This window comes from Akkermansia biwaensis (assembly GCF_026072915.1).
GTDB lineage: Bacteria > Verrucomicrobiota > Verrucomicrobiia > Verrucomicrobiales > Akkermansiaceae > Akkermansia > Akkermansia biwaensis.
Genome location: NZ_AP025943.1, coordinates 883,492 through 898,727, shown reverse-complemented (window position 1 = coordinate 898,727; position 15,236 = coordinate 883,492). Strand labels below are relative to the sequence as shown.

The following is a 15,236-nucleotide window of genomic DNA, read 5'->3' as shown; positions in this document are numbered from 1 at the left end:
AATTCTTGTCTTGTGTCAGGCATAGTTCCCGGGGGAGGAAATCTTCCGTGATGTTCCTCCGAATGATTCCATCAGTTCTTTGATCAGGGTAGATGCTTCCAACTTGTTCAGCTGAGAGACGGCCCTGCCGAAACAGAGTACAGCAAGATCATGAAGAGCGGAATCGGCCATTCCGTTTTTACGAGCCAGAGAGAGTATAACCTGCTTCTGTTTTTCCGAACAATGCCATGCCGGATTATCGGAGGTGGGCGCAGGATGTTTTTCCAGGGACGGCTGCATAGGAATCCGCGGAACCTGACGTATGGCAGGAAGCGGAGCGCCGGATATACTTCCCGAACCATAAGAAGCATCGGGGACAAATCCGACCTGCCGGATTTGGGCATCCACAGCGGACTGGAGCGAGCTATAGATACGTTCTGCGGCGAAATCTAGTTCAGAGGTGTTTCCGATCTCCGTTTCTATGGAGACTTCGAACTGATGGGAAGAATACCCCGGCAGGCCGAGGCGTTTGCTGTAGTTGGCGATGAGTTTGATAGCCATGATGATATATTGATGGTTGATGATGAAAAGGCCTCTGCACGCAAATGCATGCAGAGACCGGGAAATGGCGAATACTTGCCCCGCTCATCTTCATATAACGGATTAATACTCCCAATTGCTCTCTATCCAGTAGAGAAGACAATACGACAGGGACAAGACATCAGAATAGACACCTAACTTACTAATAATCTTCCATTTGAAAAGATAATCCCTATTGTCTAAAAGGTTGTTGCATAAAAACCACTTTTCATTCAAATAGAGCACGTATTTCCTTCAATCGGTAGCCAGTTTCATTGGACAAACCTCTTTTGGGAATCTATTATTCCATCGTGTTGCGTGTCATCTCAACCGCCATTTGATCCGATAAAAAACGCCTCAAGGGGTACACTTTAGGGCACATATTTATGATATGTAATTGACTATCAATTGAAATAATCCCTCCCTGTCCGCCATCAATTTTTTCCGCAATATATTCGTAATGAGTATATTGCGGTTTTTGTTTGTTGAGATATGGCGGAAATATTGGGAAACAAGATTCAATATTTTCATTTATTCATTCTCTTTTTCTTTGCAGAAAAACAAAAATATTCTATTCTTCAAAGAGAACTTTTTTATAATTCTCGATACTTTTACAAATGGATACAAAGATAATCTCCTTCAAAGAAGCTCTTTCTCAGTGTACTGGCAAGAAGCACATATTATTAGGAAATGGTTTTAGCATTGCTTGTCGTAGCGAAATATTTTTGTATAAAAATTTATATGAATCAGCAGATTTTTCAAATAACGAGCACATAAAATCTCTTTTTAGTAAATTGGGAACATATGATTTTGAAGAAGTTATACAAGTTTTAGACAAATCATCTTTTATTCTTCCTTTGTATAATACGGATCCTAATTTACGAAATTCATTAAAGGACGATTCTTCTTTATTAAAAGAAATACTCCTAAAAACAATATGCGGTAAACACCCTGATCTACCTAGCGAAATACGGGATTCAGAATATTTAAATTGCGGATTATTTTTACAAAATTTTGATTGCATTTATACTTTAAATTATGATTTATTATTATATTGGACAATAATGAATTTAATGAATAGAGAGGATATTAAAATCAAGTGCAATGACGGATTTAGCACATCTCAAGAAAAAGATGGATTTGTGGTATGGAGTTCTGAAAATCATAATACGAATGTTTATTTTTTACATGGAGCATTGCATATTTTTGACGATGGAGATAAAATGGTTAAATTTACTTGGTGTAAGACGGGTATACGATTAATTGAACAAATTCGTTATGCTCTTAAGACAAATAGATTTCCTGTGTTTGTATCAGAAGGAACTAGTAAAGAAAAAATGACACGTATAAATCATAATGCCTATTTATCTAAGGCTTATAGAAGTTTTGCATCCATAGCAGGAAATTTGTTTATATATGGCCATTCTTTAGCCGAAAACGATAAACATATCATGAATTTAATTGCTGCTGGAAAAATTAAAAATTTATATGTTAGTATATTTGGCGATGAAAATTCTAAAAATAATATTAAAATAATAGAAAACGCAAACTCTCTAGTAAATGAAAGATTAAATTACAATCCAAAAATTCCTTTAAATATAACTTTTTTTAGATCGGAAAGTGCAAAAGTCTGGCGATAATTCAAAGAATTAGAAAACTATTAATGAAAGTACTTCGTAATTTTAAACATTTCTTTAGCTCTATAACTCATCTTCAAAGTGCAATCAACACCATTGACAGTAACTTAACTTCAAATTGGGCTAAGGATCAAAATTGGAGTAATGAATCATCGAAGGGAGCTCTTCAAGATGGTATATACCATATATATGTCTACAAAGGGAATGATCTGCCTAAAGCTGGATTATGTTTCATGCAAAGGGAGAAGTCACTAGAAGTAGTCAACATAGTTCCTACAGAAAAATCGGAATTAAGTGTTGATGAATATAACGAGCTTTTAACGGATTTTATCTCTACAGCATTCTCAAAATTGATGAAATTCATTTCACCAGATGCGGCCAATCTCCGCACTTATTTATCCCAAACAAGCGAAAAACTGCTTGCTAACTTTTCTTATTTGGCAAACCGTCGAACAGTCCATCATCACCCTTGTGATAAAGAAAATTGGTATCGATTTATTCTTTCTGTGTACAGAAGACGTGAATACAAAAAGCTACATGAAGATAACCTTCGCATACTTTTACAAGAAACCTACGGCTGGTCTGAAGAAGCCGCAGATGAATTAGCCTCGTCATATAGAGAAAGCCTAAACCTAATTCGCTTCATTAAAAAGGGGCGCATTGCATAAAACTATGAGCGAGGAAATAACCTATTTATCAGAACATATCGCTACAATTGGTAAAAATTTCATCTTCATTGACGCCTGCTCTTTCTTAGATATTCTGAAAATCCCTTATCGAAGCAATAATGTTAAAAATACAGCTTTACAGGTCAATGATTATAAACTCTTAAGAGATTCTCTTCAAGAAAAGAATATTATCCTGGTGACCCGGGAGTTGGTACTTCATGAATTGAAAATCATCGACCTAATATTGAACATCAACTATCCACCGAATTGGAGAATTTATCTCTAAGGTTAGATATTTGCCATACTTGCCGAGCTTTGGAATCTCCGTTATTGACGAAATCTTATATTGATAGTTTCAAAGACGAGTTAATTCTTCTTCTTGATGAAATATTGAGCTATGGCCTGATTTTGAAAATGGATGATTCTTGTGATTTAAGAAGAACCATGGCATGTCCTCCTCCTGCAAAAAAGGGAAAATCAGCAGACGATTGACGTATTTATGAACATTTTTTGGAATTGGCCTTCCAGTGCAGAAAACAAAACTTCGTAGGATCTATCACATTTCTCTCGTCTAACACAAAAGACTACGGCAAACCTTCGGAAGGATTGATACAAGAAGATGAAAATAGACTTGATTTTTCATACCATAGCTATATCGCTGGAACGTTAAAACATATAATAAATGATCTGTCTCCCCAAGGTATGTTTATACGTTAGGTTGTGAGTATCCCAAATTGAGACTATCTGAAATGTGAAATACTTGGGATAGTCGATTCTGAAGCTACCTTATGTACACATGCCCCTTTGACAAATTTTCTTCAATTCTCTTCCTTCAGTCTCTTCCATTCCTCCATCTTTCTTCTACGATCCATTTCCTCTTGTTCATTACTACATTCCTCGTCATGCTAATTTTCCATACATTTCCCAAACTCATGGGATCATCTGGACTGAGATCATGGCTCCAAAATCTGCTCTAATTAGGATTATCTTGTTCCAATATATTATCTATTAGCTGACAGTTCAGTTATTCTCATTCCTCTAAATTATCTCAAACTTTTTTCTATTCTCTCTATTGGCATTACCTCCATACTCTAAACAATTTCTACAGAAATTATTTTAGAATTAATTGCTTATAATGATTTTTTTGAAAATGTCTTCGCACTAGTGGAGAATAAATTATTCTGAATGTTGCTAGGAGTATTTATAAGGATTTCATAGGAATAATTGATATTAATATCTGTAAATCTGAAAAAATTAATTTTTCCTTTCACATGCTTAAATGAGCTTTTCGATTTTTTCTTGTGATACATTTCCTAATGGAGAAAAGATTTTTCATTTTTTACTAAAAGGTCACGGTATATCTTTTCTTGGAAGGAGTAATCAGAAGTTTCTAATAACCCTATTCACTTATTCCAATGATGTCAGTTTTATGTTTCGGGTAGGCTTTATCGGCAATCCATTTTTTTGTTTCAGCCACCATTTCGGGAGTGACGATGAAATCGTAATTAGCGTAGTCACCGATGTGGAATTGTCCGGTTTTGAAGAATCCCCATTTCTCGAAGAAGTCAGTCAGGTCGGTTTTTGTGACGTCGCAGCAGGCTTTGATGAATTCGAACTGGTATTTGATCGTTTCATTCCCACCGTAGTTTCCCGCGTTGTTGCGCAGGTATTCCATCACGTCAGGATAAAAGTCGGGATGCCCGTTTTTGGTAAAGTAGAGGTGGAGCTGCCACAGGGGGACCAGCTTGTTGAAGACATCCTTTGATTCCAGGTAGGCGATTTTTCCGTCGATGATTTCTTTGCGCGCTTTGTCGTAGCTGCCCTGGCGCTTCAAGCGGCTTTCGTTGCCTGTTTTGGCGGCGGCTTGAAGAGAGAAAATATTGTTACTGACCTCCGTCATGCCGCCCCAGGTCATCGGGCGCATTTGCATGACGTGTCCGACTTCGTGGGAGAAGCCCCAGCAGGCGTCGCCCTTGAGGACGTTTTCCGGATCGGTTACCATCCGCATGGTGCCGTTGTCTCCCAGGTAGGCGACTCCATCGCCATCGCGGAACATGTAGTAGTTGAAGTTCACACGGGCAAAGACGCGGTTTTTCGGGATTTTGCCGTATTTCTCAAGGCCCATCAGCTGGTATTGGATGCCGATCAGTTTGTCGTAGGCGTTGATGAGTTCAGTGCCGCGGTCCCTGGTGAATTTTTTCAGGAATTCAACGGGGTAGGCAACCTGGATGTATTTTCCCCGGGCGTCCATAATCGGAGAGACGGCCTGGTCCAGCAGGCGCACCCAGTCTTCGTTGGTGTCGCCCCGGGTGGTGTCGAAATACCCGTTGACCTTGCCCGTCACGAAATGGACGGGGATTTTCGGAGCCGTATCGGCATCGTTGCTGAAGTAGCTGATGTAGGCGTTGGCGGGCGTTTCCACATCAATGATATTGATTCCTTCCTTGAGGGGAATTTGCTTGTTGTGCAGTCCCCAGCCGTTGGGGTCTTTCGTCGGCTGCACTCCTTCGGCCGGCTTGCGCATCAGGTTCGGTAGAAGGAGGCTGATTTCACGTCCATCCGTCTTGCCGACCAGAACCACATGCTGGCCCTTCTCGAGATAGACGCCCGTCATGTTGTCGTATTTGCTGAATCCATCTCCGATTCTGAGATTTTTGCCCGTCTGGCGGGGTGAGGGGAGGGCCCGGTATTCGGCATACAGATAGTCCGGCTTGTAGTTGCCTGCCAGGATTTTGCCCGCGAGTTCCTTCATCGCGTCAGACTGGAAGGCGGAAGTGTCCTTAACATCCTGTTTCAGGGCCGTGCAGGAGGCATCCTTGAATAGCTGGAGGTCATTGCCAATATTTTCCGGCGTATTGGCGGCAAATACCGTTGCGAGCGAAAGCAGGGGAAGGGAGAGTAATGAAATAATCCGGATCATAACAACGTGGGGAGTGAATGATTTTACGATGTTAGAAGTTACACTCTCCGTTTTCCTCTTCTTTCACCATTCCTCTTTTTATCGGCAAACGGAAATCCACCCGGCTTCAACACAAGGCCCGGGCTGTTTGATGAAGGGGAGCGCTTCAGTATGGTACTGTCAATCTTCTTTGCTTGTGATTTTGAAGGCTTCCATTGTTTTAATCCCTGGCCTCCCCCTGCTGCGGTTTCCGTGACAGGGGCATTCGCTGCTGTCATGCTTGAGCCATTTGCCTCGGGTGAAGCATTTTCCCCAGGTTCAGAACACGTTAGCGGGGCTTCCCGGTTCATGGCGTTCCATGGCGCTGGTTTCTACCTTGGGGACATTAAAGTTGTAACATGGTACACCTTTCCTTCTTCTTGAGAGTCTTATTCTTGAACGGAGAGGCTTCGATACTGTTTTAACAGGAGAGTAGCCTTCAACCGTTTTTCCAATTCCAGCTTCTGATGAAAGGGTCCTTCATTTTCCAAATCAGGTTATTGTTTTTGCGGGCTAACAAGCTGCTTTGGGTCAAGGCCACCTATTTTGCCCTGCTGGCTATTATTACGGCTATTGCATCGATTTACCTGGGTGAGTTTGTACCATTTGATATTTTTCAGAAGATCGGAGCCGATACGGTCGATACGATTTTAAATATCCTGGCTTCAAGCATGCTGGCGGTTACGACTTTTTCTTTAACCACGGTTGTTTCCGCCTACGCAGCGGCTACGTCAAGCGTGACACCCAGAGCCACCAAGCTGTTGATGGAAGATTCTACTGCCCAGAATGCACTTTCCACGTTCATCGGATCCTTCATTTTCAGCCTGATTGCGATCATCTTTCTGAATTCCGGCATGTACGACCAGAAAGGGAGAGTCGTGCTGTTCGTTGTCACGCTGGGGGTCATTGCCATTATTCTGGTCACGCTCATCCGGTGGATTGAGCATTTATCCCGGCTTGGCCGGGTAGGCGAGACTTCAGAGCTTGTAGAGGGAGTAACGCAGAAAGCGTTGCTGGCGCGCGCCAGAGAGCCGTATCTGGGGGCCAATCCCCTGGTTGACCGGGAGCTTGATATTCCGGAAAATGCCGTTCCCGTCAGGAGCGATCAGACAGGCAATATCCAATATATTGACATGGAGAAGCTGGACCACCTTTCCAGAGATAAGGATCTTAATATTTACGTTGTTGCGCTACCGGGGGATTTTGTTTCCGTTACCTCGATTCTGGTTTATGCTGACAAACCTGTGTCAAATGAAACCCGACGTGAACTGCTTGGAGCTTTTGTGATTGGCCATGAGCGCAATTTTGAACAGGATCCCAGATTCGGATTGTGCGTACTTGCTGAAATTGCCGCCCGGGCCTTGTCCGCGGCCGTCAATGATTATGGCACAGGGATTGATATTATCAACCGGGGCGTCCGGTTGCTGACGAATTACGCCCAGGCGGAACGCCATGCCGAGGTGAAGCATGAGAGAGTCTGGGTGCCTCCTTTAACTGTCTCCAATCTGTTTTCGGATATTTTTGCCCCTATCCTTCGGGATGAAGGAGGCATTACGGTTATTGACATCAAGCTGTTGAAGGCTTTTACCGCGCTGTACGGCCTGGATAATGAACAGTTCAAAGTAGCAGCCCGGAAATATTCCCGGTTATGCTATGAACACGCGGTCAGAACCGTAGTACTTGACGAAGATAAGGAAGCCTTAAAAAAGCTGGTCATTGATTAGACGGTTGGTTTCTCCGTGAGAAAGGGAAGTCCGGTCAAAACCGAGCGGACTGAATTTTGAAGACAGCGTGAAGCTTCCCAAATGCCTGGGGTCGTAACAAAGGATTTATTCCCGAGCAGACTTCGTTGGTGAAAATCGGCCCGGAAAATGGAAAGGCTCCCGACATTTTTATTTCATCAATGGAGGCAGGGCGTGGCTGTTTCGTGTTGTTATAGCTGATGGTTAATGTTTTAGAATGCCGTCTTTTCAGGGATGATCAAGTTTCATCGTTTCCTGATGATTTCTTCCCCGCATGGAAATTTTAATGAGGACCCGGCCGTACATGCTCATGATCTTGTGATCTTATTATGAAGATGAATACATGTGTCCGTTCCGGGGTGCTTTTCTGCCTGTTGATGGCGGGTGTCCCTTGCAGTTTTGCTCAGAAGCCCGTTTTAACGGACTGGAATTACCTGCCGTCCTATGGGCAGTCGCTTTCCGTAGGGCGGACGGCCAAGCCGGTCGTGATCACGGAGCAGAAGAACGGCAATTTGATGTTCAAGGGCGGTGTGCGGCCTTTTGAGGGCGACAATGACCGGAGCGCCGCCGTTCCTCTGGTGGAGAGAGTTTCTCCGGACGGCGCCAGGGGGGAGACACCCGTTTCCGGAGCATCCGGTAATTTCATGCGCCTGCTGAAGAAGCGCGATGCCGGAAAGGCTGCCAGGGTCCGGTTCCTCTGCTCTGCCGACGGCGTGGGAGGCGTCAGCATCGGTGTTCTTTCCAAAAGCAACGCTCCTTATCAGCGCATTCTGGATGATTTGACAGCGGGCCGCGAGCTGGCGGACAAGGCCGGAAAGACTTTTTCCATGCCTTGTTTCCTGTGGACGCAGGGGGAAACCGACCAGCAGGACAAAAAAACAAGGGAATGGTACAAGGAGAAGATGCGCGCTGATTCAGGATATTGACGCGGACGCCAAGGCCGTTACCGGGCAGAAGAATGACGTGCTGTGCTTCGGATACCAGGTTTCTTCCCACCTCAATTATTTTGTCCAGAATCCCACGGATTACCCTGTCATTGCCGTGGCCCAGCTGGATCTGGCCCTGGAGAAGGACAGACGGTACATCATGACCACGCCCATATATCATTTCACCTATAGCGACGGGGTGCATTTGACGGCTCCCATGTCCCGTCTTTACGGGGAGTATGCCGGATACGTCATGTATAAGGTGATGGTGGAAGGCGTGAAATGGAAGCCCATCCATCCCGTCGCCCATGTCATCGGCAGGAAAGGGCAGGATTGGACGGTAGACGTAAAGTTTTTCGCTCCTGTGCCTCCTCTGGTGCTGGATACCAGGACGATTCTTGATCCGGGCAATTACGGTTTTTCCCTGGTGAATAGCCGGGAAGAGCCTCTGGAGATTAAGCCCGTCAGCTTGAACGGCAGCAATGTTGTCCACATTGTAACATCATCAGACCCTTCCGGCAGCGGCCTCCGGTACGGAAGACCTTGAAGGAGAAGCTTCCCTCCGGTCCGCGTACCAGCGCGCGCGGGTGCCTGCGAGATTCCCAGGGGGAGAAGGTTAAGACCCGGATTCAGGACGTGGTGCACCGCATGGATAACTGGTGCCCGTTTTTCGATTACCCCCTGGAATCCCGGGGCAGGATGAACAAGACGGATTCCAGGTAGATTTCCATAGGGAGGCCGGAGCCGCTTTTGTTCCTTTCTTCCTGCATGGTTTATCCATTCCTTCTACAAGACATGGAGTTCCTGTTCTGGTTTTAGTAGCCTATACCCCAAATTGGAGTCGGTTCAAATGAGAGAATTCTAAGGCCTGGTTATCGTTTGTAGATTGTTTGTCCAGCGTATAGTTTAGAAAATAAGAAGGGTCGAGAATTTTTCCTATTGCTGTTGCAACTTGTCTCATTCTAAGCTGGCCGGACTTTTCTACGAACGAGACAGCCAATGAAAGCAAGCAAGCCAAGCATGGAGGTCGAAGGCTCCGGAATAGCATCACGCACCATGCCGTTGAGCCGTATGTTGCTAATCGCCAAACTTTCCTCAACATCTTCGGTCGTGTTGGCAAAAGCAATTCTGAATGTGACTTCGTTTATGTTGCTGTAGGTTTGGCTCCAGGAAGTTAAGTCGAAAGATACACTTTGATCAAAAGTTTTGAATCCTGCATCTGTTCCAACATTAATGATGCCTCGCTGGCTTGTCAGACCAAGAGGTATCCAATCCTCTCCGCCTATGTTGGCGAAAATTTCAAATCCGAACCGTGAAGTTACTGTTGTCGGTTCCAGGACAGCCGCCCCCCAATCAAATGTAATGTTATATAAATCAAGGGATTTTCCTTCTTCTGCCTTGGTTGAAAATTGAATATATGATTTGTCGTAGTGTGGGGTGTCGCTCGGCGTTGTATGATCATTGAACAGGGCCCAATAGTTGCCACTGCCACCCGATACGGTTGGGAAGCTGATCTTATCCTGATTTCTGCTGTAGGTGAATGAAGTGATGGCCCCCTCATAAGTAGTCATCTGGCTGCCTCCCGAAGAGTCAATGCCGGGTACTGTGGCAGCGTGGTTATAAGGGCTTTCCTGCCCGTCAAGGAAATGGGACAGAAGTTCGGCTTGAACCGAGCTACAAGCTGCAAATGCCACCAGAATGAGGAAAAAGTTTTTCATTGAAAATATTTTTTACTGTTTATATTAAAGTAAGTGCTGGTGAAAATGTTCGATATCATCTATATGTAATTTACATTAAGTGGTTTATTTTGTTCTGCGCAACACTTTTTCCCATGGTGCCACAAAGCGACGAACATATTAAGTTTCTGTAGTTCAATAGACGCCCCAGTTTTTGGAATAGACATTAACGCGCTTTTTTCCGCTTGTTCAGGATTGTCATACGTTCTTCCGAAATTGCCGTGCGGCCTCGGTCGATATCCGATTTTGTAACTTGGCGGATATTCCATGATTGATCATCTTTTCCGCAGAAGTCGGCCCCGTTAGACAGGCAGAACCGGGCCGAGTGCGTCCAGTTGCCTATTCTCCAATGATTTCGATAAAGATCAGCATTTTACCCCCTCTGTTCCATGAAGCTTCAAATGCCTGTTTCATCTGGGAAAGCATCCATTATGTCCATTTAAATTAATTCCATTGCCGACTTTGGGAAATACCCCATATCTGTAGTAAGGTGATGCGCGAAAGTTGCCGCCCCCATGACAATAAAGAAGCAGACAGTATGTAGAGCCTGTTGTTTTACAGAGGTTTCAGAAGGAGCCGCAGTCCCTTTTTGTCCGTCCGCACATTCTTCATTCTTGAGCAGACATTCGGCACGGCTTGCAGAGAAGCGTCTTATTTTCCCTTCCGGGGAAGGTTTCCTTACCCGGACGGAATGCGGGAGAAGGAAGGTTTTTCATCAGAAGAGCGGCGTTTTCCCGAGATGAAGAAATTATCCGGTTTGGAATAAGAACTGGAGATAGGGACCATCTGTACCTTGCGGACAGGCACAAGATATTTTATTCCTTCCCGTTTGATTTCCAAGGGAAAGGGATGAAACCACATGGCAGGCTTCATCCCTTGGTGGCAAATAAACAACCGTTTTTACTCAGTCTGCATTTCCGTTGGAACGGTTTCCTCGGAAAGAAAACTTATGCCAGTTACGGCATCTATTTCGGGAACGGCGTTTTAAGCCTGCATTTTCGCAATGCGTTCAATCAACTCCATGCACATGCGTCCGTTGTGGTAAGGACCTTTCCAGGCGTTTACCCGGAATTCGTTGTCTCCGTCCTGGGCATCCAGGTCTCCTCTGGAGAGCCATTCCCGGAATTTGCCGTCGCTGTGGTCGGAGACATAGTTCCTGATGTAGTCCACCACATTCATTGTGAGCGCCAGGTATTTGGGATCATTCGTCAGCTGGAAGGCATTGAAGAAGCCGATAACCGCTTCGCTCTGCACCCACCAGGACATCTGGCGGTCTACCAGCCCGTGTTCGTTGGCTTCTGCATACAGGCCTCCCGTATCCGGGTTGATTCCGTCCGCGCACGCATCGGCAATCCGGACGGAAACGGGTTTGCATTTTTCCACCAGTTCCTTGCCGCCGTATGCTTCTGCGGCTTCCGTCAGCAGCCACGCTCCCTCAATGTCGTGGCCGAAGGAAAAGAGGGTGTCCGTCGATTTCCAGTCGTCAGTCATGTAGGGTTTGTAGTGGAAGTATTCCTGGTCCAGCAGCTTGTTGGTCATGATGTCAATCAGTTCGCCTACGGTTTTCCTCAGCTTGGGATCATCATCCACGAGCATCAGAGTCGTATAACTTTCAATCATGTGCAGATGGGTGTTGAGCGCCTTGGACCCCAGGGAAGGGTCCGGAATATTGAAGCTGTCATCCCTCCTCTTCCAATCCCGAGTAAAGGTTTCAAAGTATCCCCCGTGTTTGGAGTCAAGGGCGTGTTTTTCCAATGCTTCATACATATCCCGGGCCAGTTTCAGGCCGTCTTTGCTGCCGCTTGCCCGCGCCAGTTCCGCTCCTCCATAGATGATGAAGGCAATGCCATAGGGATATTTGGACTCATCGACGGGGTTGCCATGGGCATCCACTACCCAGTAGGCTCCTCCGTATTCCTTGTCCACAAAATGTTCCTTGATGTAGTCCTTCGCATGGTTGGCCATTTCCAGGTAGCGGGGATCCTTCAGGAGGCGGTAGGCGCTTGCAAAGGTCCACATGAGCCTGGCGTTGAGCACGATGGAACGGTCCGCCTCCCTGACCGGTTCCAGTGTCCTCAGAACGGCTCCGTAAAAACCGCCTTTGGGGTCATAATCATAATTGATATAAAAATCCAGGATGTCCTTTAATTCCTGTCTGGACCATTCGTCCAAAGATTGCAATGTTTCCTTAGTTTCCATCGTATGTCTTTCGTTGCATTTCATGGGCATTCCGTTTGTGGACGCCCCCTGTTTCCCGGCTGCAAATGCATGGTAAGCGGGTGTTTTCCATCCAGGCGGGAAAGGATGCACGCTGCTGCATGGATCATCGTTTTTTTGTTTCCTCTGAAAGGATTTCCGCCGGGACTGGGAACATGTCACGTCTGCATGTTCGTATCGGTTTTGACAGGCTGCCATATTTTCATGTTGAGAGTATGACCTCGGCACGAAAGCTTCCGTAAGGGAAAGGCTCCTTGCCGCAGGATTCCTTTTAACAGATGTTCATTGCATGTATGACCGGAACGGCATGTGGGTGGATTTTCCATTGTTCCGGAGACGGCTCATTTTTCTTTCCGATTTGACAGTCAGAAAGTTTTGTCAATGTCTCATGCTGCATGAATTGTTGTTGCCGCTGTTTTTTCACATTCTGAGAACCCGGACGGCAAATTCTCTCAGGAAGAGGGAAAAAGAGCGCGCACGACTATCGAGTCATGAATTCCGCAAAGGGTCTGTTTTTTCCCTTTTCATTCTTTTTCCGGCGCGCGCGTCAGGGCGGGGAGGAGGTTTTGGAAAGTCGAACTGATTGTCCTCATTATTCAAGGGTTCCTCTGGTCTTCACTCCAATTCATGACATGGCTGTTGTCTGGAAGGAGGAAATGGAATAGGATGGGAAGGATGATGAATTCCGTGTTCAAGTGTTTGATGAGTGTTGCATGTGCCGTAGCATTGCCGGCATTGGGGCAAGAAGAAAAGGCCGGCTTTCCCACGGACAGGGCCGTGACCGTGTTCAGCGCCGGGGAGGGGAATCCTTATGCGTCCATCCGCATTCCGGCTCTGCTCCAGATCGGGAAGGGACAGCTTCTGGCGTTTGCCGAAGGCCGATACAAGAATACGGACCAGGGGGAAAACGATATTATCATGAGTGTGAGCAAAAATGGGGGCAGGACGTGGAGCTCGCCCCGTGCCATTGCCAAGGCGCACGGAGCCACCTTCAACAATCCATGCCCTGTTTATGATGCCAAAACGAAGACGGTGACCGTCGTCTTCCAGCGTTATCCCGCCGGGGTGAAGGAACGGCAGCCCAATATTCCGCAAGGGTGGGATGATGAAAAGTGCATCCGCAATTTCATGATCCAGAGCAAAAACGGCGGTTCTTCCTGGAGCAAGCCCGTGGATATTACCAGGACGACCAAGCGGCCCACAGGGGTGGATATCATGGCTTCCGGCCCGAATGCCGGAACGCAGCTGAAGAGCGGCCCCCACAAGGGGCGGCTGGTAATTCCGATGAACGAAGGCCCGTTCGGCAAATGGGTGATTTCCTGCATTTACAGTGACGACGGCGGCAAGACATGGAAACTGGGCCAGCCGACCACGAATATGAAGGGCTTGGTGAATGAGACATCCATCGCGGAGACGGATAACGGCGGCGTTGTCATGGTGGCGCGCCACTGGGGCGGCGGGAACTGCCGCCGCATCGTGTGGTCTGAGGACGGCGGGGAAACATGGGGCCAGGTGGAAGACGCTCCGGAGCTGTTTTGCGACAGCACGCAGAATTCTCTGATGACTTATTCCCTGGCCGACCAGCCTGTCTATGGTGGTAAAAGCCGCCTTCTGTTTTCCGGACCCAGCGCCGGACGGCGCATCAAGGGGCAGGTGGCGATGAGCTATGACAACGGCAAGACCTGGCCGATGAAAAAACTGTTGGGAGAAGGCGGTTTTGCCTATTCCAGCCTTGCCATGGTGGAGCCCGGCGTAGTAGGCGTGCTTTATGAGGAGAACCAGCCGCATATCAAGAAGCTGAAGTTTGTTCCCATCACGATTGACTGGCTGACGGACGGGAAGGACACGGGGCTGGCCGCCGGCAAGAAAGCGCCGGAGATCAAGTAAGCCTTCTGCAAGTCTGCCTTTTATGGGCGGGGCCGGTTTTCCGGCCCCGCTTTTTTGTTGTGAAAAAAGGAGTGGGGATATCCCTTTGGCCGGAATGATGGTTTACATGGAGATGGAAAACCCTTCCCCCATACAGTGTAAATCGTGGTAACCTTAAAAGCAGGAGCGGGCAGCAGAAATTTCTTATGAAATGGTACCGGGACCCCCGAACGGGGTCGTGCCTGCACATCATAGACGATCTCGGCGGCCGTATAGCTGAACAGAAGAAGGCGGATAGGAGCCTGGATAATATTAAAAATCTTTTGTAGGGATTGTATGGGCTTGGGCTATTGTCCCGGTTGATTTTCCTTCCTGTTTCTGATTGTCCGGACATGTCCTTTCTCCACGGATGGAATGGCAGGATTGGATGTGGAATTCGGCGGCATGACAGAGAGCGCATGGATTGCAGTCTTGATTCCGCGGCGTCCGCAGGTACCCTGCAAGGCATCCGTTGCCCTTGGAGCGTTCTCATTCGGGAAGGCCGGCAGACGGCAAGACGATTCCTATTCTCATCTATGTCCTGGATTTATCTGGTGTTGGCCGGTCTCTGCGAGATCGGATGGCCTCTGGGGTTCAAGCTTTCCCAGGCGCCCGGCACGGGTTCCGGCAGGTTTGCCGCCTGCATCGCCTTTTCCATACTGAGCATGGCCCTGAGCGGCTTTCTGCTGTGGCTGGCCCAGCGGAATATTCCCATAGGCACCGCTTATGCCGTATGGACGGGCATCGGCGCGCTGGGCACCTTCATGGTGGGCATCATCTGGTTCGGGGATTCCTCGAACGTCTGGCGCATGCTGGCGGCCACCTTCCTGCTGATCGGCATCATCGGGCTGAAAATGGCGCCCGGCCATTGACGGAGTGCCGTGAAAGAGGCGTGAGCCTTTTCCCTTG

14 protein-coding genes are annotated in these 15,236 nt (G+C 47.0%); 10 read left to right on the top strand and 4 right to left on the bottom strand.

Features of this window, described 5'->3' with window-relative positions:
* Window positions 1-15: 15 nt before the first annotated feature.
* On the bottom strand, window positions 16-540 hold the full coding sequence (locus tag OQH67_RS03665) for a hypothetical protein (protein ID WP_215434545.1): 525 nt from the start codon (window positions 538-540) through the stop codon (window positions 16-18).
* 635 nt (window positions 541-1,175) lie between these two features.
* Here OQH67_RS03665 and OQH67_RS03660 point away from each other — a divergent pair.
* The 3 genes from OQH67_RS03660 to OQH67_RS03650 are packed head-to-tail and all read left to right on the top strand — an operon-like array spanning window position 1,176 to window position 3,149.
* Window positions 1,176-2,198, top strand: coding sequence for a DUF4917 family protein (locus OQH67_RS03660; RefSeq protein WP_215434548.1), 1,023 nt, complete (start codon window positions 1,176-1,178; stop codon window positions 2,196-2,198).
* Window positions 2,199-2,221: 23 nt separating this feature from the next.
* Complete coding sequence (locus OQH67_RS03655; protein ID WP_215434551.1) at window positions 2,222-2,863, top strand: hypothetical protein; 642 nt, start codon at window positions 2,222-2,224, stop codon at window positions 2,861-2,863.
* Window positions 2,864-2,867: 4 nt separating this feature from the next.
* The gene (locus tag OQH67_RS03650; RefSeq protein WP_215719857.1) at window positions 2,868-3,149 is read left to right on the top strand and encodes a hypothetical protein; all 282 of its coding nucleotides are present in this window, start codon (window positions 2,868-2,870) and stop codon (window positions 3,147-3,149) included.
* Between the two features lie 1,113 nt (window positions 3,150-4,262).
* On the opposite strand, the gene OQH67_RS03645 is transcribed toward OQH67_RS03650, so the two are convergent.
* On the bottom strand, window positions 4,263-5,783 hold the full coding sequence (locus tag OQH67_RS03645; RefSeq protein WP_215434558.1) for a M60 family metallopeptidase: 1,521 nt from the start codon (window positions 5,781-5,783) through the stop codon (window positions 4,263-4,265).
* Between the two features lie 150 nt (window positions 5,784-5,933).
* Here OQH67_RS03645 and OQH67_RS03640 point away from each other — a divergent pair, with 150 nt between their 5' ends.
* From OQH67_RS03640 to OQH67_RS03620, 5 genes are all read left to right on the top strand, one after another.
* Complete coding sequence (locus OQH67_RS03640; protein WP_215458845.1) at window positions 5,934-6,185, top strand: hypothetical protein; 252 nt, start codon at window positions 5,934-5,936, stop codon at window positions 6,183-6,185.
* An 83-nt stretch (window positions 6,186-6,268) separates the two neighbouring features.
* A complete protein-coding gene (locus OQH67_RS03635; RefSeq protein ID WP_215434564.1) occupies window positions 6,269-7,525 on the top strand; it encodes a DUF2254 domain-containing protein in 1,257 nt (418 codons plus the stop codon).
* A 353-nt stretch (window positions 7,526-7,878) separates the two neighbouring features.
* Window positions 7,879-8,469: a sialate O-acetylesterase family protein gene (locus OQH67_RS03630; protein ID WP_215434567.1), complete on the top strand. Its 591-nt coding sequence runs from the start codon at window positions 7,879-7,881 to the stop codon at window positions 8,467-8,469.
* Between the two features lie 37 nt (window positions 8,470-8,506).
* The gene (locus OQH67_RS03625; protein WP_215434576.1) at window positions 8,507-9,016 is read left to right on the top strand and encodes a hypothetical protein; all 510 of its coding nucleotides are present in this window, start codon (window positions 8,507-8,509) and stop codon (window positions 9,014-9,016) included.
* Window positions 9,013-9,192 (top strand): hypothetical protein, encoded by a 180-nt coding sequence (locus tag OQH67_RS03620; RefSeq protein ID WP_215434579.1) that lies wholly within the window; start codon window positions 9,013-9,015, stop codon window positions 9,190-9,192. Before OQH67_RS03625 ends, OQH67_RS03620 begins: the two co-directional genes overlap by 4 nt.
* Window positions 9,193-9,431: 239 nt before the next feature.
* On the opposite strand, the gene OQH67_RS03615 is transcribed toward OQH67_RS03620, so the two are convergent.
* Both OQH67_RS03615 and OQH67_RS03610 read right to left on the bottom strand, forming a co-directional pair.
* On the bottom strand, window positions 9,432-10,187 hold the full coding sequence (locus OQH67_RS03615) for a hypothetical protein (protein WP_215434583.1): 756 nt from the start codon (window positions 10,185-10,187) through the stop codon (window positions 9,432-9,434).
* 1,002 nt (window positions 10,188-11,189) lie between these two features.
* Window positions 11,190-12,428: an AGE family epimerase/isomerase gene (locus OQH67_RS03610; RefSeq protein WP_215434587.1), complete on the bottom strand. Its 1,239-nt coding sequence runs from the start codon at window positions 12,426-12,428 to the stop codon at window positions 11,190-11,192.
* A 696-nt stretch (window positions 12,429-13,124) separates the two neighbouring features.
* On the opposite strand from OQH67_RS03610, the gene OQH67_RS03605 reads away from it, so the two are divergent.
* The gene (locus tag OQH67_RS03605) at window positions 13,125-14,309 is read left to right on the top strand and encodes a sialidase family protein (RefSeq protein WP_215458846.1); all 1,185 of its coding nucleotides are present in this window, start codon (window positions 13,125-13,127) and stop codon (window positions 14,307-14,309) included.
* Between the two features lie 554 nt (window positions 14,310-14,863).
* A complete protein-coding gene (locus tag OQH67_RS03600; RefSeq protein ID WP_067571975.1) occupies window positions 14,864-15,199 on the top strand; it encodes a DMT family transporter in 336 nt (111 codons plus the stop codon).
* The last annotated feature ends 37 nt before the right edge of the window (window positions 15,200-15,236 follow it).

Bases quoted from the DNA above. Each gene is read 5' to 3' on its own strand.
- OQH67_RS03660 (WP_215434548.1), top strand. From the start codon at position 1,176: ATGGATACAAAGATAATCTCCTTCAAAGAAGCTCTTTCTCAGTGTACT.
- OQH67_RS03630 (WP_215434567.1), top strand. From the start codon at position 7,879: ATGAATACATGTGTCCGTTCCGGGGTGCTTTTCTGCCTGTTGATGGCG.
- OQH67_RS03605 (WP_215458846.1), top strand. From the start codon at position 13,125: ATGAGTGTTGCATGTGCCGTAGCATTGCCGGCATTGGGGCAAGAAGAA.
- OQH67_RS03635 (WP_215434564.1), top strand. From the start codon at position 6,269: ATGAAAGGGTCCTTCATTTTCCAAATCAGGTTATTGTTTTTGCGGGCT.
- OQH67_RS03600 (WP_067571975.1), top strand. From the start codon at position 14,864: ATGTCCTGGATTTATCTGGTGTTGGCCGGTCTCTGCGAGATCGGATGG.
- OQH67_RS03665 (WP_215434545.1), bottom strand. From the start codon at position 540: ATGGCTATCAAACTCATCGCCAACTACAGCAAACGCCTCGGCCTGCCG.
- OQH67_RS03650 (WP_215719857.1), top strand. From the start codon at position 2,868: ATGAGCGAGGAAATAACCTATTTATCAGAACATATCGCTACAATTGGT.
- OQH67_RS03640 (WP_215458845.1), top strand. From the start codon at position 5,934: ATGGTACTGTCAATCTTCTTTGCTTGTGATTTTGAAGGCTTCCATTGT.
- OQH67_RS03645 (WP_215434558.1), bottom strand. From the start codon at position 5,783: ATGATCCGGATTATTTCATTACTCTCCCTTCCCCTGCTTTCGCTCGCA.
- OQH67_RS03655 (WP_215434551.1), top strand. From the start codon at position 2,222: ATGAAAGTACTTCGTAATTTTAAACATTTCTTTAGCTCTATAACTCAT.
- OQH67_RS03615 (WP_215434583.1), bottom strand. From the start codon at position 10,187: ATGAAAAACTTTTTCCTCATTCTGGTGGCATTTGCAGCTTGTAGCTCG.
- OQH67_RS03610 (WP_215434587.1), bottom strand. From the start codon at position 12,428: ATGAAATGCAACGAAAGACATACGATGGAAACTAAGGAAACATTGCAA.